Source organism: Maribacter algarum (ex Zhang et al. 2020), from assembly GCF_005885635.1.
GTDB lineage: Bacteria > Bacteroidota > Bacteroidia > Flavobacteriales > Flavobacteriaceae > Maribacter_C > Maribacter_C algarum.
On the sequence record NZ_VATY01000001.1, the window covers coordinates 604,247 to 627,778 of the forward strand.

The 23,532-nt window shown below is 37.9% G+C and carries 22 protein-coding genes and 2 tRNA genes; 12 read left to right on the top strand and 12 right to left on the bottom strand.

The genetic code is table 11. The features are described from left to right. Positions 1-3: 3 nt before the first annotated feature. From FEE95_RS02595 to FEE95_RS02610, 4 genes are all read right to left on the bottom strand, one after another. Positions 4-795: a MotA/TolQ/ExbB proton channel family protein gene (locus FEE95_RS02595; protein WP_138656270.1), complete on the bottom strand. Its 792-nt coding sequence runs from the start codon at positions 793-795 to the stop codon at positions 4-6. A gap of 84 nt (positions 796-879) precedes the next feature. Next, positions 880-967: transfer RNA gene (locus tag FEE95_RS02600), tRNA-Ser, on the bottom strand. A gap of 67 nt (positions 968-1,034) precedes the next feature. Further along, entirely contained in the window at positions 1,035-2,063 is a 1,029-nt protein-coding gene (locus FEE95_RS02605; protein WP_138656271.1) for an asparaginase, read from the bottom strand. Between the two features lie 15 nt (positions 2,064-2,078). After that, a complete protein-coding gene (locus FEE95_RS02610) occupies positions 2,079-2,846 on the bottom strand; it encodes a TatD family hydrolase (protein WP_138656272.1) in 768 nt (255 codons plus the stop codon). Between the two features lie 38 nt (positions 2,847-2,884). Between FEE95_RS02610 and FEE95_RS02615 the strand changes: the two genes are divergently transcribed. Beyond that, positions 2,885-3,337: a retropepsin-like aspartic protease gene (locus FEE95_RS02615; RefSeq protein WP_138656273.1), complete on the top strand. Its 453-nt coding sequence runs from the start codon at positions 2,885-2,887 to the stop codon at positions 3,335-3,337. An 83-nt stretch (positions 3,338-3,420) separates the two neighbouring features. Here FEE95_RS02615 and odhB read toward each other — a convergent pair whose 3' ends face one another. Then, positions 3,421-4,635 (bottom strand): 2-oxoglutarate dehydrogenase complex dihydrolipoyllysine-residue succinyltransferase, encoded by a 1,215-nt coding sequence (odhB, locus tag FEE95_RS02620; RefSeq protein ID WP_138656274.1) that lies wholly within the window; start codon positions 4,633-4,635, stop codon positions 3,421-3,423. A 21-nt stretch (positions 4,636-4,656) separates the two neighbouring features. Further along, a complete protein-coding gene (locus FEE95_RS02625; RefSeq protein WP_138656275.1) occupies positions 4,657-7,437 on the bottom strand; it encodes a 2-oxoglutarate dehydrogenase E1 component in 2,781 nt (926 codons plus the stop codon). Between the two features lie 101 nt (positions 7,438-7,538). Between FEE95_RS02625 and FEE95_RS02630 the strand changes: the two genes are divergently transcribed. Both FEE95_RS02630 and FEE95_RS02635 read left to right on the top strand, forming a co-directional pair. Next, on the top strand, positions 7,539-8,072 hold the full coding sequence (locus tag FEE95_RS02630; protein WP_138656276.1) for an alpha-ketoglutarate decarboxylase: 534 nt from the start codon (positions 7,539-7,541) through the stop codon (positions 8,070-8,072). A 10-nt stretch (positions 8,073-8,082) separates the two neighbouring features. Beyond that, on the top strand, positions 8,083-8,799 hold the full coding sequence (locus tag FEE95_RS02635) for a dienelactone hydrolase family protein (RefSeq protein ID WP_138656277.1): 717 nt from the start codon (positions 8,083-8,085) through the stop codon (positions 8,797-8,799). A gap of 2 nt (positions 8,800-8,801) precedes the next feature. On the opposite strand, the gene FEE95_RS02640 is transcribed toward FEE95_RS02635, so the two are convergent. The 4 genes from FEE95_RS02640 to FEE95_RS02655 form a co-directional block, all read right to left on the bottom strand. Next, entirely contained in the window at positions 8,802-9,155 is a 354-nt protein-coding gene (locus FEE95_RS02640) for a hypothetical protein (RefSeq protein ID WP_138656278.1), read from the bottom strand. A gap of 89 nt (positions 9,156-9,244) precedes the next feature. Continuing rightward, the gene (locus FEE95_RS02645) at positions 9,245-10,519 is read right to left on the bottom strand and encodes a metal-dependent hydrolase family protein (protein ID WP_138656279.1); all 1,275 of its coding nucleotides are present in this window, start codon (positions 10,517-10,519) and stop codon (positions 9,245-9,247) included. An 80-nt stretch (positions 10,520-10,599) separates the two neighbouring features. Next, complete coding sequence (gene galE / locus FEE95_RS02650; protein WP_138656280.1) at positions 10,600-11,622, bottom strand: UDP-glucose 4-epimerase GalE; 1,023 nt, start codon at positions 11,620-11,622, stop codon at positions 10,600-10,602. Between the two features lie 65 nt (positions 11,623-11,687). Then, complete coding sequence (locus FEE95_RS02655; protein WP_138656281.1) at positions 11,688-12,842, bottom strand: DegT/DnrJ/EryC1/StrS family aminotransferase; 1,155 nt, start codon at positions 12,840-12,842, stop codon at positions 11,688-11,690. A gap of 190 nt (positions 12,843-13,032) precedes the next feature. Here FEE95_RS02655 and FEE95_RS02660 point away from each other — a divergent pair, with 190 nt between their 5' ends. The 4 genes from FEE95_RS02660 to FEE95_RS22420 all read left to right on the top strand — a co-directional run bounded on the left by FEE95_RS02660 (position 13,033) and on the right by FEE95_RS22420 (position 16,119). Then, a complete protein-coding gene (locus tag FEE95_RS02660; protein WP_317129230.1) occupies positions 13,033-14,193 on the top strand; it encodes a 3-deoxy-D-manno-octulosonic acid transferase in 1,161 nt (386 codons plus the stop codon). 19 nt (positions 14,194-14,212) lie between these two features. Continuing rightward, complete coding sequence (locus tag FEE95_RS02665; protein ID WP_138656283.1) at positions 14,213-14,464, top strand: hypothetical protein; 252 nt, start codon at positions 14,213-14,215, stop codon at positions 14,462-14,464. A gap of 61 nt (positions 14,465-14,525) precedes the next feature. Further along, the gene (locus FEE95_RS02670) at positions 14,526-15,854 is read left to right on the top strand and encodes a sugar porter family MFS transporter (protein WP_138656284.1); all 1,329 of its coding nucleotides are present in this window, start codon (positions 14,526-14,528) and stop codon (positions 15,852-15,854) included. Between the two features lie 136 nt (positions 15,855-15,990). Further along, positions 15,991-16,119, top strand: coding sequence for a hypothetical protein (locus FEE95_RS22420; protein WP_262710875.1), 129 nt, complete (start codon positions 15,991-15,993; stop codon positions 16,117-16,119). A gap of 150 nt (positions 16,120-16,269) precedes the next feature. On the opposite strand, the gene FEE95_RS02675 is transcribed toward FEE95_RS22420, so the two are convergent. Then, a tRNA-Leu gene (locus FEE95_RS02675) sits at positions 16,270-16,351 on the bottom strand. 108 nt (positions 16,352-16,459) lie between these two features. Between FEE95_RS02675 and FEE95_RS02680 the strand changes: the two genes are divergently transcribed. Next, positions 16,460-17,848, top strand: coding sequence for a dipeptidase (locus tag FEE95_RS02680; protein ID WP_138656285.1), 1,389 nt, complete (start codon positions 16,460-16,462; stop codon positions 17,846-17,848). A gap of 58 nt (positions 17,849-17,906) precedes the next feature. Here the strand turns inward: FEE95_RS02680 and FEE95_RS02685 are convergent, their stop codons facing one another. Beyond that, on the bottom strand, positions 17,907-18,497 hold the full coding sequence (locus FEE95_RS02685) for a PhnA domain-containing protein (protein ID WP_138656286.1): 591 nt from the start codon (positions 18,495-18,497) through the stop codon (positions 17,907-17,909). A 133-nt stretch (positions 18,498-18,630) separates the two neighbouring features. On the opposite strand from FEE95_RS02685, the gene FEE95_RS02690 reads away from it, so the two are divergent. The 4 genes from FEE95_RS02690 to FEE95_RS02705 all read left to right on the top strand — a co-directional run bounded on the left by FEE95_RS02690 (position 18,631) and on the right by FEE95_RS02705 (position 23,410). After that, entirely contained in the window at positions 18,631-19,185 is a 555-nt protein-coding gene (locus FEE95_RS02690; RefSeq protein WP_138656287.1) for a hypothetical protein, read from the top strand. Then, positions 19,185-19,754 (top strand): GldL-related protein, encoded by a 570-nt coding sequence (locus FEE95_RS02695; protein WP_138656288.1) that lies wholly within the window; start codon positions 19,185-19,187, stop codon positions 19,752-19,754. The genes FEE95_RS02690 and FEE95_RS02695 overlap by 1 nt, the downstream gene beginning before the upstream one ends. 93 nt (positions 19,755-19,847) lie before the next feature. Further along, entirely contained in the window at positions 19,848-20,213 is a 366-nt protein-coding gene (locus FEE95_RS02700) for a BlaI/MecI/CopY family transcriptional regulator (RefSeq protein ID WP_138656289.1), read from the top strand. 2 nt (positions 20,214-20,215) lie between these two features. Then, the gene (locus FEE95_RS02705; protein WP_138656290.1) at positions 20,216-23,410 is read left to right on the top strand and encodes a M56 family metallopeptidase; all 3,195 of its coding nucleotides are present in this window, start codon (positions 20,216-20,218) and stop codon (positions 23,408-23,410) included. Positions 23,411-23,532: the final 122 nt, after the last annotated feature.

Here is a 23,532-nt window from a genome sequence, read left to right on the forward strand (position 1 = left end):
CTATTATTTTTTGTGGTCTACCAACATATCAATCAAAGAGATTGATGAGTCTTCCATATCATTTACAATACTATCGATTTTTGCGATAATGTAGTTGTAAAAGATTTGAAGGATAATCGCAGTAATAAGTCCGAATACCGTTGTTAAAAGAGCTACTTGAATATCACCTGCAATTAAAGATGCACTTAAGTTACCTACCGCTGCAATCTTTTCGAAGGCCTGAATCATACCGATTACCGTACCCATGAAACCAAGCATTGGTGCAATAGCGATGAATAAAGATAGCCATGAAACATTTTTCTCTAGTTGACCCATTTGAACTCCACCGTAAGAAACAACCGCTTTTTCGGCAGCTTCTACACTCTCACCAGCTCGATCTAAACCTTGGTAGTAAATTGATGCAACAGGACCTTTTGTGTTTCTACAAACTTCCTTAGCAGCTTCAACACCGCCAGACGCTAAAGCATCTTCTACTTGTTGCTTTAGTTTACCTGTATTGGTGGTTGCCAAGTTTAAGTAAATAATTCTTTCAATAGCTACTGCTAAACCTAAAATCAAACAAATCAATACGAAGCTCATGAAACCCGCTCCACCTTTGATATACATTTCTTTTAGGATTTGCTGAAAACTCCTATCCGCAGCAGCGGGAGCCTCATCTTGCAGCATAACAGCTGTGGCTGCTACTGTGGTTGTTAGATTTGAAACTACATTAGCTGTAGTCGCTTTTGCATTTACAGTATTTGTACTTAATACAAACAACCCAGCCAATGCTAGGATAGAGAATAATCTTTTCATTTCTTTCAAACTTAAAATTTAGTTAGTTAATCAATCGGGTTAAAGATAAAAAAAAATAGCAATAATAAAAGTAAAACTTATTTGCAGAGAGGAAGGGATTCGAACCCTCGATACACTTTTGGTGTATACACACTTTCCAGGCGTGCGCCTTCGACCACTCGGCCACCTCTCTAGTTCAGCCTTTAAGGTTCGCCAAATAACAAAAAAAATATTAGTTACAGAAATTAAAACAAGTATTTTTAATTCATTTCACCACGCAAGGATGTTTCAAATACAGTTTTAAAAGAACCCTTGGAGATTTCACTTCCTAAAAGATACATTAGTTTGGTAATTGCGGCTTCTGTTGTAATGTCTTTACCACTAATAAGTTGTAGTTTTTTCAGCTGCTCACTGGTCTCATATTGCCCCATTATTACACTTCCTCCCGAGCATTGGGTTACATTAACAATATGCAAACCGTTTTTTACAGCCTTCTTTAAATTTTCAACCAACCAAATTTCTGTTGGCGCATTACCGGCACCATAAGTTTCTAGAACCAGAGCCTTTAAATTTTCCGTTTCAAGAATACTTTTTAAAAGTGATTCATTAAAGCCAGGAAAAAGTTTCAGAATAGCTACATTATTATCTAGCTTTTTGTGCACAAAGAACTTCTTAACTCTTTTCTTGGGTAAAAGATATTCTTTGTACACCTTCAAATGTACTCCAGATTCAACTAAAGGCGGATAGTTCAAAGATGCAAATGCTTCAAAATGCTCGGCGTTGATTTTTGTAGTTCGGTTTGCGCGATACAGTTTATACTCAAAATATAGACCTACTTCCTGAATTACTGGTCTTCCTCTTTCTTGAAGGGCAGCTATCTGAATAGACGTTATTAAATTCTCTTTAGCATCGGTCCGTAAATCACCAATAGGCAATTGTGAACCCGTAAAGATGACGGGTTTTCGCAGGCTCTCCAACATATAACTTAATGCTGAGGCGGAATAACTCATGGTATCACTACCATGTAGCACGACAAAACCATCATGACTTTCATAATGCGTTTCTATAATGGTTGCAATATTGACCCAGTGCGACGTATTAATATTTGAAGAATCAATTGGTTCATCAAAAGAAATGGAATCTATATGACAATCAAGTTGGGCTAACTCTGGAATATTCTTCAGTAGCTTTTTGAAGTTAAATGCTTTTAATGCTCCAGAATCATAATCCTTTACCATACCTATGGTACCGCCCGTATAAATCAGTAAAATGTTTGTTTTTCTTTCCATTCAAGTATGCATTCATTAAATACCAAAAACGGCTTTGGAATTTGCAGTTGTTATGGCTGCTATTTCGGCTCCATCCATTCCATAAATAATTTGCAGCTTCTCGAGTATATTAATAAGGTATGAACTTTCATTACGTTTCCCTCTAAAAGGCACTGGTGCTAGATAGGGCGAATCAGTTTCCAAAACAACATATTTCAAATCAATCCGGTTCAAGAACGTATCTATTTTTCCATTTTTGAATGTTGCTACTCCACCAATTCCCAGCTTCATATTGTAGGATATGGCCTGATGAGCTTGTTTCATGGTTCCTGTAAAACAATGAAAAATCCCGAAGAGGTCATCTCCTTTTTCCTCTTCTAAAATTTCAAAGATTTCGTCAAAGGCTTCCCTGCAATGAATGACAATAGGCAACTTGTATTTTTTAGCCAAACGAATTTGAAAACGAAATGCTTCTTGTTGTTGTTTGAGGAAAGATTTATCCCAATACAAATCAATTCCGATTTCCCCAACAGCATAAAACTTGTAGGTGGCTAACATTTCTTCAACATGTTTCATCTCATCGAGATAGTTCTCTTTCACATGTGTAGGATGTAAACCCATCATCAAAAACATATGTTCGGGAAATGCATCTTTCAAATCAAACATCGCCTTTGTATAAGTAGAGTCAATTGCCGGAATAAAGAAGCGTTCTACACCTTTATCAATGGCATTCTGAACTACTTGTTCACGGTCTTTATCGAAGGCTTCAGTATATAAATGTGTATGGGTATCTGTCAAGATCATGGGGCAAAAATAGACTTATCTTTGCAGAAAACGAATAGATGGCAAGTATGAAAAAATTCCTATTGAAAAAAAACTACACCAAAATACCATTGGTGCTAACCGCTACAAATCATTTTGAAATTGTTGCCAAAATCAATGGGATTACCGGACGATTTATTTTAGATACCGGAGCATCAAATACATGCATTGGTTTTGACAAGTTAAAGTTCTTCAATCTCACGTCTAAAGAATCAAAAATTAAAGCAGCTGGAGCTGGAGCAACAAACATGGAAACATTGATTTCAACCAAAAATAAAATTCAAATAGGAGATTGGCAAAAGAACAAATTGAAAATTGTACTGTTCGACCTAGTTCATGTCAACGAAGCACTTACTGCACACAAGGCTTTACCTGTTGACGGAATCATTGGTGCCGATGTGCTCAAAAAAGCAAAGGCAATAATAGATTATAATAAGTCTTGCGTCTATTTAAAATTGAAAACTGTAAAATAGTAATACGAAGGTTTTCATGATAAAAAAGAAAACCCCAAAGGCTTTTGGAACCTTTGGGGTTTTATTATCTTATTACTTTAGCATTACATTTCCAACGCCTTCTTTACATTATTATCCATCAATATTTCTTCAGGATTTTCCAAAGCTTCTTTAACCGCTACTAAGAATCCAACAGATTCTTTTCCGTCGATAATTCTGTGATCATAAGAAAGGGCCACGTACATAATTGGAGCGATTACAACAGCGCCATCTTTAGCTATCGGCCGCTCAACAATATTATGCATTCCAAGAATAGCACTTTGCGGTGGATTAATTATCGGAGTAGACAACATAGAACCAAAAACGCCTCCATTGGTTATGGTAAAGGTTCCTCCAGTCATCTCGTCAACGGTAATTTCACCTTCACGAGCTCGAATGGCCAAACGCTTTACTTCAGATTCAACACCTCTAAAGGTCAAGTTTTCAGCATTGCGAATTACAGGAACCATCAAACCTTTTGGTCCCGAAACTGCGATACTTATATCACAGAAATCATACGACAACATTTCTTTACCATCAATCATAGAATTCACTGCAGGATACATTTCCAAAGCGCGAACAACTGCTTTTGTAAAGAAACTCATAAAGCCTAAGCTGACGCCATGTTTGGCTTTGAAACCTTCTTTGTATTCTTTTCGAAGCGAAAATATCGGTGACATATCAACCTCATTAAAAGTCGTCAACATTGCGGTTTCATTCTTTACAGAAACCAAACGTTCTGCTACTTTTCTGCGAAGCATTGAAAGCTTGGAGCGCGATTCTCCTCTGTTCCCACCGGTAGGTGTTCCCATAGACGGTGTAGCATTTACAGCATCTTCTTTTGTTATTCTGCCATCTCTACCTGTTCCTTTTACTGAACTTGCAGCGATGCCTTTTTCGTCTAATATTTTCTTAGCGGAAGGTGAAGCAGTTCCTGTTGCGTAACTTTCTTTGGCAACTGGCTTTTCTTCCTTCTTCACCTCAACCTTAGGCGCTTCCTTTGTTTCTTCTTTCTTAGGCGTCTCTCCACCTTCAGGTTTGGCAGCTGCCGTATCAATCAGACAGACAACGGCACCAACTTCAACAGCATCACCAACTTCGGCTTTAAGAGTTATGATTCCACTTTGTTCAGCAGGAAGCTCGAGGGTTGCCTTATCAGAGTCAACTTCGGCAATCGCTTGGTCTTTTTCTACATAATCTCCATCTTCAACTAGCCATTCCGCTATCTCAACTTCGGTTATCGATTCTCCCGGAGAGGGGACTTTCATTTCTAAAATCATAATAATCTATCGTTAGCTATATTATTTTTTCTTTGTTGGTCTCGTCATATTATTTTTAGTCTTATCAAAGACATAATCAATGACTTGCTGATGACGCTTCTTGGAACGTACAGAACTACCCGCAGCAGGAGACGCATAAAAACGTCTCGATGCCACCCTAAATTTAACTGCACCTTCGAAGTGCATCAACATATGACTCCATGCACCCATATTCTTTGGTTCCTCTTGTGCCCACACTAAATCATCGGCATTTTTATACTTCTTAATTGCCGCTTGCATTTGCTCTGCTGGTACTGGAAATAATTGTTCAACACGAACTAGCGCAACATCATCTCTCTGGTGCTCTTCTCTGGCAGCTATCAAATCATAATAGAATTTACCCGTACAGAAAACCAAAGTCTTTACCTTTTTTACCTCAGCCGATGCATCATCAATAACCTCTTGAAAACTACCAGAAGCCAATTCATCAACTGTCGAAATCGCCTTTGGATGACGAAGCAAACTCTTGGGAGTAAACACAATCAAAGGTTTTCTAAAGTTTGCCTTCATTTGTCTTCGCAATAAATGAAACATATTCGCTGGTGTTGTGCAATCAGCGATATACATATTATCTCTTGCACAAAGCTGTAAGTAGCGTTCCATACGCGCAGATGAATGTTCTGCACCCTGACCTTCATAACCATGAGGTAATAACATTACCAATCCGTTTTGCAATTTCCATTTGTCTTCTGCTGCGGAGATGTATTGGTCAATCATAATTTGAGCACCATTACTAAAGTCTCCGAACTGGGCCTCCCAAATAGTTAAGGTATTCGGACTCGCCATGGCATAGCCATAGTCAAATCCAACCACACCATATTCAGATAAGAGGGAGTTGTAAATTTGAAAATTTCCCTGCTTTTCCGAAAGATTATTCAACAACAACACTTCCTCTTCACTTTCTTCAACTTTCATTACAGCATGACGGTGCGAGAAAGTGCCACGTTCCACGTCTTGTCCTGAAATTCGGACTCCATAGCCTTCTTCCAATAAGCTTCCATAGGCTAAGAGTTCTCCCATTGCCCAATCAAGCTTGTCGGTTTCGAAGAACATTTTTTTACGGTCGTTTACCAAACGTTCAACCTTACGCAAGAATTTCTGGTCTTTAGGAAGTTCAGTAATAACTTTAGCAATCGCCGTTAATTTTTTCTTATTGAATTTGGTGTCCACCGCATCCATCATTTCCCACTCACGAACATTTTCAAAGCCTTTCCATTCATCTGCCATAAAGGGAGTAATAACGGTTTTGTCTTCTTTTCGTGAATCTTCCAACTCTTCTTCAAGCGAAGCTTTGTACTCATTTTCAAGTTGCTTTACATACCCATCATCAATGACACCTTCAGCAATCAATTTTGCCGCATAGATATCCCTCGGATTTGAATGTTTTGCAATTGCCTTGTATAATTTTGGTTGCGTAAAACGAGGTTCATCACCTTCGTTATGACCGTATTTACGATATCCCAATAAATCTAAAAAGACATCCCTATTGAAACGCATTCGATACTCCAAAGCAAAAAGAGAAGCATGCACTACAGCCTCAGCGTCATCAGCATTAACATGTAATACCGGACTCAAAGTAACCTTTCCCACATCCGTACAATAGGTAGATGATCTTGCGTCCAAATAATTCGTCGTAAAACCGATTTGATTATTTACAACAATATGAATGGTTCCGTTGGTTTTATAACCGTCAAGCGTTGCCATTTGAACTATTTCATAAATCAGGCCTTGACCTGCAATGGCTGCATCTCCGTGCACCACAATCGGCAGTACTTTCGAAAAGTCATCAGCATACTGTAAATCTTGCTTTGCTCGGGCGATTCCTTCAACAACTGCTCCTACCGTCTCTAGGTGCGAAGGGTTCGGTGCGATGTTCATTTTAATTTTGTTGCCGTTGTCAGACTTTCTATCTGAAGTCCAACCTAAATGGTATTTTACATCGCCATCAAAGATTTCCTGTTCATAGTCTTTACCATCAAACTCGCTAAAAATATCCTTGGCGGCCTTACCAAAAATATTCGTCAAGACATTCAATCGCCCTCTGTGCGCCATCCCCATTACGAATTGCTCGACTCCCATTTCAGCTGCGCGTTCAACAATGGCATCCAAGCCTGGAATAAGAGATTCATTCCCCTCCAAAGAGAAACGTTTTTGCCCCACATACTTCGTATGTAAAAAACTCTCAAAAGAAACTGCTTGGCTTAGTTTCTTAAGAATATGTTTTTTTCTGTCGTTGTCGTATTTTGGTTGATTATCATTGACGTTAATCCAGTTCTGAATCCATTTTACGCGCTCAGGCTTTCGAATATACATATACTCAACACCAATCGCGTCACAATAAATATTGGTCAAATGCTGAATTATTTTACGCAACGAACTTGGACCAATCCCTAATATCTCTCCGGCAGTAAAAACAGTATCTAAATCCGCATCATTCAAGCCAAAATTCTCAATTTCAAGCGTAGGCACATACTTCCGTCTTTCACGAACTGGATTCGTTCTAGTAAATAAATGCCCTCTGCTGCGATACCCATCAATGAGTTTCACAACTTGAAACTCTTTTTGAAGTGATTGCGGAATAACAACTGCTCCATTCGCTGAAGGAAGGTCAAGTTCATCTAAAGAACTCTCTAATCCGAAATCATATCCTTGAAAAAAGGCACGCCAACTGGGCTCAATACTATCAGGACTCGTTAAATACTTGTCATATAACTCTGCAAAAAAAGAAGTATGTGCAGCGTTTAAAAAGGAATATTTATCCATAAAATTTTTATCTCTCTTCGGAATAAATTCATATCAAAAATACGATATTTCCCATTTCTGGATGTATCTTGGGAAGTAATAGTTAGTAAAAAACGAATATTATGAACAAAATTGTTCCCTCAGGTTTAAAAATGCTCCTTTTTGGAGTTTGTCTTTTCTTTGGAAGTGTCAACTGCTTCGCTCAAAATCCTACCCAAAAAAGTGACTTTTGGAATAAGGTACGTTTCGGCGGAGGTATCGGATTTAACTTTTCAAATGGCGGCTTCAATGGGTCGATTGCGCCTAGTGCCATTTATCAATTCAATGATTACATAGCGGCTGGTATTGGTGCAAATGTGAACTTCTTTAAATTTAATAATCAAAAATTCTGGGCTTATGGGCCAAGCGCCGTTGTTTTAGGTAACCCAATTCCTCAAATTCAATTATCGGCAGAATTTGAACAGCTGCGCATTAACTCTTCTATACAAACTATTGGAGGTACTCTTGAAAGAGATTTTTGGTCTCCAGCACTATTTATAGGCGCTGGATATAGAACAAATTTTGCAACTGTGGGCATACGCTACAATTTGTTATATGACAATGTAGACAGTATTTATTTAAATGCTTGGACACCTTTTGTAAGGGTATATTTTTAACAGCGTCGAGATGATTCAGACCAAAGAAATCACTTATTCCAATTCAGAAGAAAGCTTTCAAGGATTTTTTGCTTGGGATGATTCTATTCAGGGAAAAAGACCTCTAGTATTGGTTTCACACGCCTATTTGGGTAAATCACCGTTTGATGAAGAAAAAGCAATTCAATTAGCTAAAATGGGCTATCTCGGTTTTGCCCTAGACATGTATGGAAATGGAAGAAGGGCAGCTTCTCCGGAGGAAGGACGAATACTAATGGGCGAACTGAATGAAAACAGAACTTTACTTCTCAATCGAATTCAACTAGCCGTTCAAACTGCCAAGGACTTTGAGTTGACCGATTCCAATAAAATAGCTGCTATCGGATTTTGTTTCGGGGGAAAGTGCGTTCTAGATTTGGCAAGATCTGGGGCAGACATCAAGGGAATAGCTACCTTTCATGGTGTTTATGACAAACCTAACATGAATCATGAAGGCAACATCAAAAGCTCTGTCTTAATTTTTCATGGATGGGATGACCCCTTAGCAACACCTCAACAAACTATTGCTCTTGCAAAGGAACTAACTGAAAGAAATGCAGATTGGAATATCAGTGCCTACGGACATACAGGTCATGCATTTACTAACCCACAAGCAAATTCTCCAGAAACAGGAATGAACTACAACAAGAAAACCACCTATCGTTCTTGGCGTGATCTAACCAGTTTTCTTGCAGAAATATTTGAATAATCTCAGCTATATTTTGCCTTCAACCATACTTTCTGCAATTCTCTTTTGAGAACAAGAAAAGTGACTTGTTCTGCAACTTCGACCGCATCGGTCATATGTATTTTTTTAAACGCTTTTTCAGGCACATCGATAATATATAGAAGGTTAAGATACTCGGTAAATTTTTCTAAAATTAGAAAATAGATTTTTTCGTGAAGAAGGGTCTTTAAAACATCAGGCTCTACTTCAGACGATAAATCGATGTCAATATTTGCTAAGGCGAAATCCTTTTGAAGTTGACTCACCAGCTTGTCATACAGCTTTTCTTTTTGAGCAGTTTGAAAAAGAGCCGTACTATCTGAAAGGTCTTGGAGCATTTGCCACAAATTGGAAATATGATATGTTTAATAGAGTTTAGCCATTTTATCAGAAAAACATCCCCCTGACCCCCTTCAAAGGGGGATTTCTATTGTTTGTAAATAATCCCTTCCTTCATTACAAACACCGCATTTTCTAAAGTACTCACGTTTTTTGTAGGGTCTTCATCAACAGCCACAATATCGGCGATAAACCCTTCTTTTAATTGTCCTAGCTCGTTAGCCATTCCAAGAAGGTCGGCGTTTGTTATTGTTGCTGCTTGAATCGTTTCCATAATGGGCATTCCCGCCTCGTTCATGAATCCGAATTCTTTACCGTTTTCACCGTGTGGAGAAACACCTGCATCCGTTCCAAAAGCAATTGGAACGCCTTTCTTGTAGGCCTTCCCAAAAGTAACCTGACTAACCGGCCCAATCTCACGTGCTTTCTTGGCAACCACAGGCGGTAGATATCCAGGAATATCGGCCATCTTGGCGGCTGCTTTTCCAGCAGAAATCGTGGGCACTAAATAGGTATTATGCTTTACCATCAAATCCATCGTAGCTTCTTCCATTAGGGTACCATGTTCAATGGTTTTAATTCCAGCTACAACAGCTCTGCGCATTCCTTCATCGCCATGAGCATGCGCTGCGGTCAGCATTCCATAGTCCTTTGCAGTTGCCACAATTGCTTTAATTTCCTCAATAGTAAATTGTGGGTTTTGACCATTTTTCGCAACACTCATTACGCCGCCCGTTGCCGTTATTTTGATAACATCAGACCCATCTTTATAGCGTTGACGAACCGCTTTTTTTCCATCCTCAGGAGAATTCACCACGCCTTCTTTTGGTCCAGGATTACCTCTTAAATCTTCACGCATTCCATTGGTAGGGTCACCGTGCCCTCCTGTTGAGGCAATTGTTTTTCCAGCAGTAAAAATACGTGGACCTTTGATTGTTCCTTTGTTAATGGCGTTACGCAATGCAATATTCACCCCAGAACCACCCAAATCACGCACAGTTGTGAAACCAGCCATTAATGTTCTTTCTGCGTAAACTGTAGATTGAAAAGCAACATCAGCAGGGTTTTTAGTAAAGCGCTCGATATATCTTGTCGGGCTAGATTCTCCTTCAATATGAACATGCATATCGATAAAGCCTGGCAGCACTGTTTTTGTTTTAAGGTCGATCGTTATATCATCGCCGGAGCCGTTAACAAATCCGTTTTGGACGCTTTTGATCTTATTCCCTGAAACGACAATTGTTTTTTCCTTTAAAACTTTGCCAGATTCAGTATCGACAATATTTCCGCACTGTAAATAGAGGTCCTGAGCTGAAATAAAAGTTAATGAGAATAATGCTATAGCAAATACGAATTTTTTCATAGGAGGTTGGTTTAAATAGAAAATGCCATGAAATATACAAATTTCCATGGCATCAGTACTGTTTGGAGTGTTCTTTTAAATTAGTGTTTACTACGCACTTTTTGCTCCCAATCCCATGCTGATTTCATGGCCTGGTCTAAAGTGTATTCCGATTTCCAGCCTAAAACCTCGTTTGCTTTTGTGGTATCTGCGTAAGCAGTAATAACATCCCCAGCTCTTCGTTCCACAATTTTATAGTTTAATTTTTTTTCAGACACTCTTTCAAAACTTTGAATAACCTCCAAAACGGAACTTCCTGTACCGGTGCCTACATTGAAAACTTCATAGTTATCCTCGTTCTTATCTTCCAATAAACGTTTCAAAGCAATAACATGTGCCCTTGCTAAATCTACCACATAGATGTAGTCGCGAACGGCGGTACCATCAGTCGTCGGATAATCATCACCATAAACGGATAGTTGCTCTCGAATTCCCATCCCTGTTTGGGTTATGAAAGGAACCAAATTTTGAGGAACTCCTAGAGGCAATTCCCCTATTTCAGCGCTAGGATGGGCGCCCATTGGGTTAAAATAACGAAGCGCAATCGCATTCATGCCCTTTGTTACTTTACAAGTATCTGCAATGATTTCCTCACCCATTTGTTTGGTATTTCCATAAGGAGACTCGGCTGTTTTCACAGGTGCATTTTCCGTAATCGGCATTTCATCTGCTTGCCCGTATACTGTACATGAAGAACTAAAAATAAAATTGGATCGTTCCTTCTGAGAAAGTTCTTTTAAAATATAAACCAGTGTTCCAATATTGTTCTCGTAATACAATAGCGGTTTTTCAACACTCTCTCCTACTGCCTTTGAGGCCGCAAAATGAATTACGCCTTGTATATCGCTATGTCTCTTGAAGAAATCTTGAACTCTTGACTTTTCTTTTAGATCAATTTTTTCGAATATTGGAGTCTTTCCCGTAATCGCCCTAATTCCCTCTAGAACCTTTTCATCTGCATTTGAACAGTCATCTATAATGACCACTTCAAAACCTTCATTTTGCAATTCAACAACAGTGTGAGATCCTATAAAACCTAAACCTCCTGTAACAAGGATTTTCATAATCATTTTTTTTAATCCTGCGTAAGCGGAAATACATCTAGAATCAAATCTACAATAGCTTTTGCTTACCCGTTAACAAAATCGATAACCAAAGACGTTATGTGGTTAATCTGCTCATCATCTAACTCCGTATGCATAGGCAATGAGATAACCTCTTTCACCAATTGATTCGTTACTGGAAAATCAGCCTCATTATATCTATTATCTAAATACGCCTTTTGTCTGTGAAGTGGAATTGGATAATACACCCCACAAGGAATTCCATTCTCTTTAAAATGTTCAACTAAAGCATCTCTCTTTCCATTTGTGATTTTCAATGTATACTGATGAAAAACATGGCAGTCACAGGTGTCGCAAATTCCAGAACAACCATTGACCGTTTTGGGCGTAACAATATGCTCTTGACCTTCAAATGCCTTATTGTACTTTTTTGCCGCATTTCTTCGAGCGCTACAATACTCATCTAACTTCGGAAGCTTTGCTCTTAAAACAGCAGCTTGTATACTATCTAGCCTAGAATTCACGCCAACTACGTCGTGATGATACCGCAAGTACATTCCATGATTTACAATTCCGCGAAGGGTATGCGCCAAATCATCATCATTGGTAAAGATTGCCCCTCCGTCACCATAGCACCCTAAATTTTTAGAAGGAAAAAACGACGTAGAACCTACATGCCCCATCGTGCCTGCTTTTTGTTTCTTTCCATCTTTGAAAGTATGGTTAGCCCCGATTGCCTGTGCATTATCTTCAATTACATATAATTTATGTTTTTCAGCCAATTCCAAAATAGCATCCATATTAGCGCATTGTCCAAACAAGTGTACCGGCACAATCGCCTTTGTTTTGGAGGTTATGGCTCTTTCAATCGCCGCTACATCAATATTAAAAGTATCCGGCTCGACATCAACCAAAACTGGTGTTAATTGAAGCAATGCAATAACCTCAACAGTAGCGGCAAAGGTAAAATCTGCCGTAATAACCTCATCACCTGCTTTTAACCCTAAACCCATCATGGCTATCTGCAGTGCATCGGTACCGTTACCACAAGGGATTACATGTTTCACTCCCAAATACTCTTCCAATTCCTTTTGAAATTCTTTTACATCTGATCCGTTAATGAAAGCCGAGGTCTCTAAAATGTTTGCGATTGAATCATTTACTTGTTCTTTGATAGCATGGTATTGCCCGTTAAGATCAACCATTTGGATTTTCTTCATAGATAGGAATTTGGTTAATTTGGAATTCAGATACTAAAATTTGGCACAAAAATACGAAACCACCTGCAATGATTTTCTTTGAAAGAAGCGTATTTTCGCTTTAAAGAATTTCAATTTGAGGATTATCTACAATCTGATTGCACATATTGCTTGGTTCCACTTGAAAATAGCGGCGCTGTTCAGTTCAAAAATGAAACTCTTTGTAAATGGGAGAAAGCTAACTTTCGATATACTTGAAAATGCATTTTCCAAAAGCGATGGGGTTATTTGGATGCATGCTGCCTCATTAGGTGAATTTGAGCAGGGTCTTCCGATTATTGAAAAACTGAAACATGAATTTCCTTCATATAAGATTCTGGTTACATTCTTTTCCCCTTCAGGATATGAAGTGAAGAAAAACACTACAGCTGCAGATGTAGTTACTTATCTTCCAATCGATACTACCCAAAATGTAAAACGATTTGTAAGTAGCGTAAATCCTAAACTGGTGATTTTTGTTAAATATGAAATATGGCCAAATTATTTGAACGAGCTTAAAACAAGACAAATACCCACAGTACTGGTTTCTGCAATTTTCAAAAAGAATCAAGTTTATTTTAAAGGATATGGAGGATATCTAAAAAAGGCTTTGGCCAAGTTTACACATATTTTCGTTCAAAATGAAAGTTCTCTAAAATTGTTGGAGTCGATTAAAATAAAGAATACAAGCATCGCTGGGGACACCAGATTAGATCGTGTTTCAGAAATTTTAGAACGCGACAATTCCTTATCCTTTATGGAAAAATTTAAAAAAGAACGTCGCTGTTTGGTTGCTGGAAGCACTTGGCCAGAAGATGAGAGCATTCTTATCAATTATATTAATCATGCTCCAAAAAATCTAAAGTTCGTTTTAGCACCGCACACCATTAACACCGACAAAATTTTAGGTCTCGCGGGGGCTATTAATAAAAAAACAGCAATCTTCTCCAAACTTAACGAAGAAACGATAGGTGATTTCGAAGTGCTGATTATCGATTCTATCGGAATGCTTACTAAGATTTACAGCTATGCAGATGTAGCATATGTTGGTGGTGGTTTTGCTACTGGGCTACATAACACTCTAGAACCTGCTGTTTTTGGAGTTCCAGTTTTGATAGGTCCAAATTATTCAGGATTCAAGGAAGCCGAAGACCTCGTTTCTTTAAAAGGTCTACTAACAATTACGGACCAATGGAGTTTCGATGAGCAGATGAAGAAGTTACTAGATAGTCAAGAGTTACTCGAAAGAACTGGTGAAATCAATAGTACCTATATAGCTAAAAATAAAGGAGCAAGCGTCCAAATCATCGATTACGTTCGTAAATTACTGTAGCCTCAATTTTTTATCTGCTATGAACTTCTCCCGAATCCAGGTCGCGATACTTTTATCTATCCTTTTTATTTCATGTCAAAATGAAGCTGGAAAAAAAAGCGATATTGAACCCAATAACAAAGTATTTCCTTCTACAGAATATCAAAAAACAAAAAAGTCAGTCCCTAAATCTGAAAGACAAAAACCCGTCGAAAAACAGCTTGACAAAGAGCTGAAAAAGAAAAAGTTAAAGGCTATGGATACACTGAAACCTGTGGTAGCACTCCCATAGAAAATGGATTAAATAATATTCATTTTTTTGTTAGTTTTACAAAAACCAACAAAACAAACCTATGGACGCTAAGATTGTACGAATATCACTCATAATTGCGCTCGCGGGTTTCATATTCGGTTTTGACACAGTAGTTATTTCAGGTGCGGAGAAAAAGCTTCAGCTTTTATGGGGTACTTCAGATGCATTTCACGGCACTGTGGTTATAGGAATGGCACTCTTCGGTACTCTGTTCGGAGCAATTTTTGGAGGATTTCCGACTGACAAAATTGGACGAAAAAACACATTGATTTGGATTGGCATACTGTATTCAGTCTCCGCCATTGGTTCTGCACTCGCTCTTGACCCTGTTACCTTCGGAGTTTTTAGGTTCATCGGAGGGCTTGGCGTAGGAGCTTCAACAATTGCCGCGCCAGCATATATTTCAGAAATCGCGCCGGCAAAGCACAGAGGTCGCTTGGTAGGATTTTACCAACTTATGTTGGTCTTTGGAATTCTCGCTGCGTTCATATCAAATTATGTAATAAGTGGCGTAGCCGCAAATGACTGGAGATGGATGGTTGGTGTTGAAGCTTTTCCTGCTGTAATCTTTACCCTATTTGTTACTGGTGTTCCCAAAAGCCCAAGATGGCTTCTAACCAAAAATAAACCTGAGGAGGCTCGAATAGTTTTAGCATCTATGAGTAATAATATCACTTTAGCGGACATGCAGGCTGAAATAGCCAGTTCAAAAGAAGGAACTAAGGCCTCAGAAAATATCTTCATTAAGAAGTATCGTTTTCCTCTTATGCTCGCATTTTTCATTGCTTTTTTTAATCAGTTTTCTGGAATTAACGCCTTCTTGTACTATGCCCCCAGAATTTTTGAGGCAGCAGGACTGGGTGAAAGTACAGCTCTTCTTAGCAGTATTGGAATAGGTGCCACAAACCTAATTTTTACCTTTATTGGAATATTTTTAATTGATCGTTTGGGAAGAAAGCAACTAATGTACTATGGTTCTTTCGGTTATATAATTTCATTAGCGCTGGTAGCTTGTGCCTTTATATTCGAATGGGAAGGTATTGCCGTACCTATTTTTCTTTTCCTATTCATAGCTTCGCACGCCATAGGTCAGGGAGCGGTAATTTGGGTTTTTATCTCTGAGATTTTCCCAAACCATTTAAGAGGTTCCGGACAAGCGTTTGGAAGTTCAGTTCATTGGGTGTTAGCTTGGTTGATTCCATCTTCTATTCCATTTCTATTTACATGGATTGGGCCAGGTCCTGTTTTTGGCTTTTTTGCCTTTATGATGGTACTTCAACTGTTATTTGTTCATTTTATAATGCCGGAAACAAAAGGTATATCACTTGAGGAATTAAGTAAGAAACTTACTGATAAAAAGGGAAGCTAAATATTTCGCATTTTATCGATAAAATCGGCATTACAGCAGTAGAACAGGTTAAATCCAAGACAGTTAGTCGAAATATTACAAAAAAACCAGGTATACTGGCAGGTATTTTCGTAAATTGTAGAAAACTACTAGAAAAATGGAACAGCAAGTAACTCAAGGAGTAAGATTGCTCAATGGTTTTCTAAGTATTATGGTTGTTGTACTGGTTGGTATTTTACTTTCCGTTGTTGTAGCTATGATTCTCTGGGCCGTAGGTGTCTTATAATCCGTTCGATTTATGTTCCCCAAAACAATCTTATAGTACCTATTTACTGTTTAAAATTTTGACTTTTGCCATAAATGAGGCCCTCTTAAAAAAGATGGGTCTTATTTTTTTCATAAAAAAAGCCTCTCTTTGAAGAGAAGCTTTTCTTTGTACAGGCGGAGAGACTCGAACTCTCACACCTTGCGGCACTAGATCCTAAGTCTAGCGTGTCTACCAATTCCACCACGCCTGCATTTACCCCTAAAGGGGCTGCAAATATAAAGCAAAAAATCAATTCTCTAAATAGTAAGGCTTCAAAAAGTTCTTTTTATTAATTTAGACTTTATATACTCCAAAATACATGAAAAATCCAAAGGATTACATTACTCAAAACAAAGATCGTTTCATCAATGAATTGATTGAATTACTCAAAATTCCATCCGTTAGTGCTGACCCTGCCTTCTCACAAGATGTTCTAGACGCCTCAGAGACCATTAAGACATCTCTTTTAGAGGCTGGATGCGATATTGCCGAAATTCATGAAACCGATGGATACCCTATTGTTTATGGAGAAAAGATAATTGACCCTAATCTTCCCACGGTCCTGGTCTATGGCCATTATGATGTGCAGCCTGCTGACCCCTTGGAATTATGGGATTCACCCCCATACGAACCCGTAATCAAAAAAACAGACTTACATCCTGAGGGAGCAATCTTTGCAAGAGGTTCATGCGATGACAAAGGGCAGATGTATATGCATGTAAAGGCTTTGGAATATATGGTAAAAACCGACCAACTTCCTTGCAATGTAAAGTTTATGATCGAGGGTGAAGAAGAGGTTGGCAGCGATAACTTGGGAATCTATGTAGCCAATAACAAAGAAAAATTAGCCAATGATATTATCCTGATTTCAGATACTGGAATGATTGCCAATGATGTTCCTTCTATTACTACCGGATTACGCGGATTGAGTTATGTCGAAGTTGAAGTTACAGGGCCAAATCGAGATTTACATTCAGGATTGTATGGTGGCGCCGTAGCAAATCCAATTAATATACTTGCCAAAATGATTGCCAGTCTTCATGACGAAAACAATCATATTACAGTTGCAGGATTCTATGATAAAGTGGAGGAATTATCCAGTGAAGAACGGGCTGAAATGGCTAAAGCTCCATTTTCTTTGGAAGATTACCAAGATGCTTTAGCTATTGAATCTGTATACGGAGAAAAGGGGTATACCACTAACGAACGAAATTCTATCCGACCTACTTTAGATGTGAACGGAATTTGGGGAGGTTATATCGGTGAAGGAGCAAAAACCGTAATCGCAAGTCAGGCGTTTGCTAAAATATCAATGCGTCTAGTTCCTCACCAAGATTGGGAAGAAATCACTGAACTCTTCAGCTCCCATTTTGAGCGAATCGCCCCCAAAGGAGTAACCGTAAAAGTAACACCTCACCATGGCGGACAAGGCTATGTGACACCAATTGATACAATCGGTTATAAAGCAGCTTCAAAGGCATACGAGACAACATTTGGAAAAAAACCAATTCCGCAACGCAGTGGCGGAAGTATTCCCATAGTTGCTCTATTCGAAAAGGAGTTGGAAAGCAAAACGATTCTTATGGGCTTCGGATTGGACAGTGATGCTATTCATTCCCCCAACGAACATTTCGGAGTTTGGAATTACCTGAAAGGGATAGAGACAATTCCGTATTTCTACCAGAATTTTACTGAAATGAAAAAATAAAAATTCCAATACTGTTTTCTGGAAATTGGGATTTTTTGATCGGAGCTTGAAAATCGTTTCAGATTTTCTTCACATATTTCGTAATAATCACAATCTGCGTCGGCCCAACCTTGCCCTCGATATATTCCGCATTTTCACGATCTAAAGAAATTCTGCGTAGTGCCGTACCTTGTTTTGCGACCATGCTTGAGCCTTTTACTTTCAAATCCTTAATAAGCACAACACTATCTCCATTTTGCAGTACCACTCCGTTTACATCTCGGTGAATTATTTTTTCAGCTTCTTCCTCGTCTTCTCCTGTTGCCCTTGCCCATTTCAAAGTATCGTCTTCCAAATACATCATATCTAACAAATCTTGCGACCAACCTTCAGACTTTAAACGTGAAAGTATTCGCCATACAACTACTTTTACGGCCTCGTGCTCGCTCCACATACTATCATTCAAACACCGCCAATGATTGGCGTCTGCAGTAACAGTCCCAAGGTTTCGGGATTCAATCTGACCAATACAAGTTTCACAACCTAACAGGCTTCCGTCCAATCCTCCAGTAGAAACCGGCGGCACCTCATATACTTTTAAATCATTGGTTGTAGCACATAACTCGCACTGCCCACCACTTCGCTCTCTTAATTGCTCAAATAAACGCATTCATTGGGTTTTATTGATGCAAAGCTATCGCTTTGTAGGTTAATAGTGGTAGTTGGTCGTATTATTCTCGTTCATAGTACTATAAATCATTTTTCTTCGTTCTCGACTGACCTACTATGCAAACACATTACCAATGGCAATTTCAAAGCAAAAAACGGCCCTGTTTTTCAGGTTGAGTATTTCCGTTACCGTATTCGGTGCACTTTTTAAATTCATTTCGTGGCCTTTAATCATATTAGGTGCCACAGGAATGGTTATTTTTCATAGCATTCAATTTTATCAAAAACAGAACAGAGTACCCCTGGATTATTCTAGACATCTACTCATCGTCACTTTTGCATGCAATTACATTTTTAGCCTTCTGCATTTGCCGTATGACTATATTCTAACCGCTTTGACTAAAGTAGCCCTAATCGTTTTTGTATTGTTTTATTGTAAAGAAATAATATCACTCCTATTAGAAAATGCACAAAACGGGCTTTTACTGCAAAAGCTCGGTACAGAAAATCTATCTAGAATACTTGCAGACCTCGCCACCGTTTATATTGTAATAGCTTCGTTGTTTAAAATTCTTCACTGGGAATTTGGAATAATTAATGCCAACGTTTTATTGGTTATCGGACTGTTCACAGCCCTAATTTCGATTTTGGCCAGTTCAAAAGACTTTGGGGAACAAGAAACTTCCTAGTGATAATCTCAAAACAACAAACTCGCCTTTGTTTAAGACTAAGCATTGCCGTAGCGATTCTTGGAATTCTATTTAAGATAATGCATTGGCCTTATCCAGGGGTTTTACTACTCACTGGTACTTTAGGAATTGCTATTTTCTACAGCCTTCGATTTTCGCAGAAGCATCCTAAAACTTTGCTTGATTATTCTAAACTGTTTTTGTTGATTGCTTTCCTGTTTCATTACAAATTCAAAGTCTTTCATCTAGCCTACGGATATATTTTTACGACTATCATGCAAGTAGCATTTGTTCTACTTATTTCGGCGCACATTCGAGAAGTTTGGTTTTTAGATACTGATGCTGACACCGATGAAATTGATTCCCCCTCTGTGAAATCCAAACCGAGACAAAGGGCACTGAGCTATTTATTGTATAGTTTAGCAGGCATAGGAATTTTTATGGGTTACTTTTTTAAAATTCTCCGTTGGGAATTTGGTTTTATAAACGGAAATGTACTGCTCACTATTGGACTACTAGCGGCCGCAATCACTGTTTTATTAGGAGCGTCGTCCAAAGAACCGCAGTAATAAAACCCTCTTTGTTTAAATATTTTTACTCTACACTTGTAGAATTAAAATATTTATTCTATGTTTGTAGAGTTAATTCTAAAAATGTAGAATATGCAGCTGTCAAAAACGGAAGAAGAACTCATGAACATCCTCTGGAAGCAAAAGAAAGCTTTCATGAAAGATTTGTTAGATGCCTACCCTGAACCGAAACCAGCAACTACAACAGTTGCAACACTTTTAAAGCGAATGACCGACAAGGGATTTGTGGCCTATAAAAGTTTTGGACGGTCTCGTGAATATCATCCGCTAGTAAAGAAGAAAGATTACTTCTCAAAGCATGTCAACGGACTCATCAAAAACTTTTTTAATGATAGTCCGGGGCAATTTGCCTCCTTCTTTACTCAGGAAACTAATTTGAGTAAGATAGAACTGGAAGAATTGAAAGCACTTATCGATAGCGAAATAAAAAAGAAGTAATTATGTTAGTCTATATCTTAAAATCCGCAGCCTGTCTGGCCATTTTATTTGTATTCTACAAGCTGTTTTTAGAAAAAGAGAGCGTACATAAGTTCAAGCGTTTTTATCTGCTTGTAGCCCTGGTGTTTTCCTTGCTAGTTCCTGCTTTGGTCTTTACGGAATATGTTGAAGTAGAACCTCCTGCCGAAATGACCTATGCAGTTCCAAAAACTGCTCTGGTATCGAAAGAAGTTATTAATGTCCCGCCAGCCTTAGAGGCAGATGTTTTAGACATAGAGCCAATTCTATGGGGAGTGTATTTCATGGGATTATTTTTCTTCGGATTAAAATTCATTCGAAATCTATTTCAAATTTTTAGGAGAATTCGCAGAAATCCGAAGCATAAATTAAACCGATTTACGCAAGTATTGCTCCAGGAAAAAATAACGCCTCATACATTCTTTAGCTATATTTTTCTGAATAAGACCAAATTTGAGTCAAAACAAATCCCGAAGGAAGTGCTCCTCCACGAAGAAACCCATGCACAACAAAAACACAGTTGGGATGTTGTTTTTGTTGAACTACTCCAAGTCATTTTTTGGGTCAACCCTTTCATATACATGGCCAAAAAAGCCATAAAACTAAATCACGAGTTCTTGGCGGATCAGGCAGTATTACAAAAGAACATCGACGCGACTACCTATAAAAACACCTTGCTATCGTACTTATCACCCGATAGCGAAAAGAAGTATCAACCCTTGGCCAATGCCATCAATTATTCATCAATCAAAAAACGATTTACAATCATGAAAACACAAACATCGAAAAAAGCAGTATTATTAAGAAGCCTTTTGTTATTGCCGCTTCTTTCCATTTTGATTTACGGATTCAGTCAAAAAGATATTGACTATATAACAACTCCAAGCGCCAATTTTATTATAAAAGATTTCATAGTGGAAATTAATGAGGATGGAGAAATAATATATGAGAATAGACCTATTTCTCTTTCAGATATGTCGTTCGAAGTAGAACAATTGTACTCCGATTTAACGAATGGTGAGCGAAATACATTTATAACGGCTTATATCTTTTATGATGAAAATAGCGTCCATGAAATTTCTGAGGTTGAATTAGAAATAAAACGCGCTGGATTAAGAAATGTAGAACATGTCAGTCAGCAAACAGCGGCTATTGTTAATAACGGCGAGATTAATCCAAGTATATTTCATGGAAAAACAATTGAAGAATCAAGAGCACTACGAAAAGAAATATATGACGCTCACGGAACTATATGGTTTGATATTAGGAATGAAAATGAAATATGGTTTGAAGATAAACTGATAGCTTTAGAAAATTTAGCAGAAGTTATTGAAGATAATTTTAATCCCGAAGACGAGCTAAATGAATTGGAGGTACATTTTTACTCAACTGGAATTCTTCGTTCAGAATTTGTAGAACAACTCAACATAGAAGCTAGAAAAACTAGAGCTAAGAAAGTAGAAGTTAGAACTGAGGAATATATCATGAAGGAAGATGATTATCAAAAGAAAATTCCTTATACATCTTCTACGGTTCGACTACAAACAAACAAACTAACTTTTCAACAGGAAGCAGAATTACTATATGTAAACATCAATAAAAAAGGGCAACTTTTAGTTCAAGATGAACTTGTCGAGTTTAATGACCTAGATAGTTTTTTGTCTAAGATCAATTCACATTTATCTAATGAACAAAAGCAGAAAAATGTAAGATCAAATATTTTTATTGAATTTGATTCACCAAAAGAAGTAATTGATGAAGTATTTAAAATAGTTTCAAAGTACAGTGATGCCAGTATTTATCCCATTGAAAATGAATTAAAACCTTCATCTGAAGACCATACTGCAAGAAGTATAGAAATAAGAATTTTAAAAGATGGAAATTATTTGGTTGATGGCATCAAAATTAATAAGAATCAGTTAACAACAACTGTGAATACCTTACATCAAGACATCACTCCTGAAATACGAAATGATATTATGAATATTCATGTTAGTAGCTCAAGTGAGATTTCTAAAAACGAAGTCTGGCATATCTTTAATTCTCTTAAAGATTATGGTTTTTATCGCATCGTCTCACCCAATCAAGAAGTAGTTAAGGGTAAAGGTAATACACCTTTTAAAATAATTGATTCTGAATATAGGCTGTTGCAGGAAAAAGATTCTGCTACTCCTAACCAAATAGCCGAATACAACCTATTAGCAAAAAAATACAATACCATGCTTGCCGAAAGTAAGAGCATCCAAATCAAAAAGCAAGATGTTGATCGTTTGGAATACATATATGGTTTGATGTCAGACAAGCAAAAAGCAGATGCAGAACCTTTTCCTGATTTTCCAGAGCCACCGCCTGCGCCAAAAGTTCCAGGGGTATTAAAGGGAGAAGTAAGTAATATTCCCCCTCCACCGCCGGGGAATGCTCCTAGAGTTTTAAAAGGTGAGGTTGGTAATATCCCTCCTCCTCCGACTCCGCCTGAACCACAATCACCATTGGACCATGTCATTGAAATGGCTAAAAAGGGTGCTACTTTTTACTATGAAGGCAAAAAGGTAAATTCTGACAAAGCCATTGAGCTTTTAAAAAAGAACAAAGATCTTAATATTCAAAGCACTGGGGGAAATTCTAAAAAACCCACAGTAAGAATTTCTAAAGAACCCATTTACCTTGATAGGTCTGCTAAGCCCACATCTATTGAAACAGGAAACATAGAGATAAATGGCGATGAAGGCTTCTACAGCAAAAAGGATGGAATAACTTCATATTTTAATTCTAATGGAGAACAAATTGATAAAACCGGAAAGGTTTTAAACAAGAAATCTGAAAATAATCCAAAATTCTTTTTTGATAATAAACAAATATCTTCTGAGAAAGCCAATCGACTATTGTCTTCCAACAGATCCATTCAATTGACAAGTAAAGAATTCACAGACGGAAGCTATGCACTACTGCTCACTGATTTAAATTCATCATTCTCTCAAGATCCGAATAGAAACTATAATCCTAACTCGGTAATTGACTTAACAGAAATGATTAAAAAAGATGCTCTTTTCTTTTATAATGACAAGCCCATTACAGTTGAGAAAGCGTTATGGCTTACCAAAAACAATCGTATTGAACGTGTAAATACAATTCGTCCTAAAAAGGGGAAGCCCAAGGTATATTTTTGGGACCAAGCGTGAGCAAGTTTTCTTGCTATGCAAGTAACAAGACAATGTTAAAGCCCTCATTTAGAGGGCTTTTTTTTGTAACAAAACGATTATAACATATACTAATAACTGAAATATATCAGTTACTCTTATAT

What these genes read in the sequence shown, in the direction of transcription:
- FEE95_RS22420 (WP_262710875.1), top strand. Translation starts at nt 15,991, where the DNA reads ATGGAACAGCAAGTAACTCAAGGAGTAAGATTGCTCAATGGTTTTCTA.
- odhB (WP_138656274.1), bottom strand. Translation starts at nt 4,635, where the DNA reads ATGATTTTAGAAATGAAAGTCCCCTCTCCGGGAGAATCGATAACCGAA.
- FEE95_RS02605 (WP_138656271.1), bottom strand. Translation starts at nt 2,063, where the DNA reads ATGGAAAGAAAAACAAACATTTTACTGATTTATACGGGCGGTACCATA.
- FEE95_RS02640 (WP_138656278.1), bottom strand. Translation starts at nt 9,155, where the DNA reads ATGCTCCAAGACCTTTCAGATAGTACGGCTCTTTTTCAAACTGCTCAA.
- FEE95_RS02670 (WP_138656284.1), top strand. Translation starts at nt 14,526, where the DNA reads ATGGACGCTAAGATTGTACGAATATCACTCATAATTGCGCTCGCGGGT.
- galE (WP_138656280.1), bottom strand. Translation starts at nt 11,622, where the DNA reads ATGAAAATCCTTGTTACAGGAGGTTTAGGTTTTATAGGATCTCACACT.
- FEE95_RS02690 (WP_138656287.1), top strand. Translation starts at nt 18,631, where the DNA reads ATGGCAATTTCAAAGCAAAAAACGGCCCTGTTTTTCAGGTTGAGTATT.
- FEE95_RS02655 (WP_138656281.1), bottom strand. Translation starts at nt 12,842, where the DNA reads ATGAAGAAAATCCAAATGGTTGATCTTAACGGGCAATACCATGCTATC.
- FEE95_RS02665 (WP_138656283.1), top strand. Translation starts at nt 14,213, where the DNA reads ATGAACTTCTCCCGAATCCAGGTCGCGATACTTTTATCTATCCTTTTT.
- FEE95_RS02610 (WP_138656272.1), bottom strand. Translation starts at nt 2,846, where the DNA reads ATGATCTTGACAGATACCCATACACATTTATATACTGAAGCCTTCGAT.
- FEE95_RS02635 (WP_138656277.1), top strand. Translation starts at nt 8,083, where the DNA reads ATGATTCAGACCAAAGAAATCACTTATTCCAATTCAGAAGAAAGCTTT.
- FEE95_RS02705 (WP_138656290.1), top strand. Translation starts at nt 20,216, where the DNA reads ATGTTAGTCTATATCTTAAAATCCGCAGCCTGTCTGGCCATTTTATTT.
- FEE95_RS02685 (WP_138656286.1), bottom strand. Translation starts at nt 18,497, where the DNA reads ATGCGTTTATTTGAGCAATTAAGAGAGCGAAGTGGTGGGCAGTGCGAG.
- FEE95_RS02625 (WP_138656275.1), bottom strand. Translation starts at nt 7,437, where the DNA reads ATGGATAAATATTCCTTTTTAAACGCTGCACATACTTCTTTTTTTGCA.
- FEE95_RS02680 (WP_138656285.1), top strand. Translation starts at nt 16,460, where the DNA reads ATGAAAAATCCAAAGGATTACATTACTCAAAACAAAGATCGTTTCATC.
- FEE95_RS02660 (WP_317129230.1), top strand. Translation starts at nt 13,033, where the DNA reads ATGAAACTCTTTGTAAATGGGAGAAAGCTAACTTTCGATATACTTGAA.
- FEE95_RS02615 (WP_138656273.1), top strand. Translation starts at nt 2,885, where the DNA reads ATGGCAAGTATGAAAAAATTCCTATTGAAAAAAAACTACACCAAAATA.
- FEE95_RS02630 (WP_138656276.1), top strand. Translation starts at nt 7,539, where the DNA reads ATGAACAAAATTGTTCCCTCAGGTTTAAAAATGCTCCTTTTTGGAGTT.
- FEE95_RS02645 (WP_138656279.1), bottom strand. Translation starts at nt 10,519, where the DNA reads ATGAAAAAATTCGTATTTGCTATAGCATTATTCTCATTAACTTTTATT.
- FEE95_RS02595 (WP_138656270.1), bottom strand. Translation starts at nt 795, where the DNA reads ATGAAAAGATTATTCTCTATCCTAGCATTGGCTGGGTTGTTTGTATTA.
- FEE95_RS02700 (WP_138656289.1), top strand. Translation starts at nt 19,848, where the DNA reads ATGCAGCTGTCAAAAACGGAAGAAGAACTCATGAACATCCTCTGGAAG.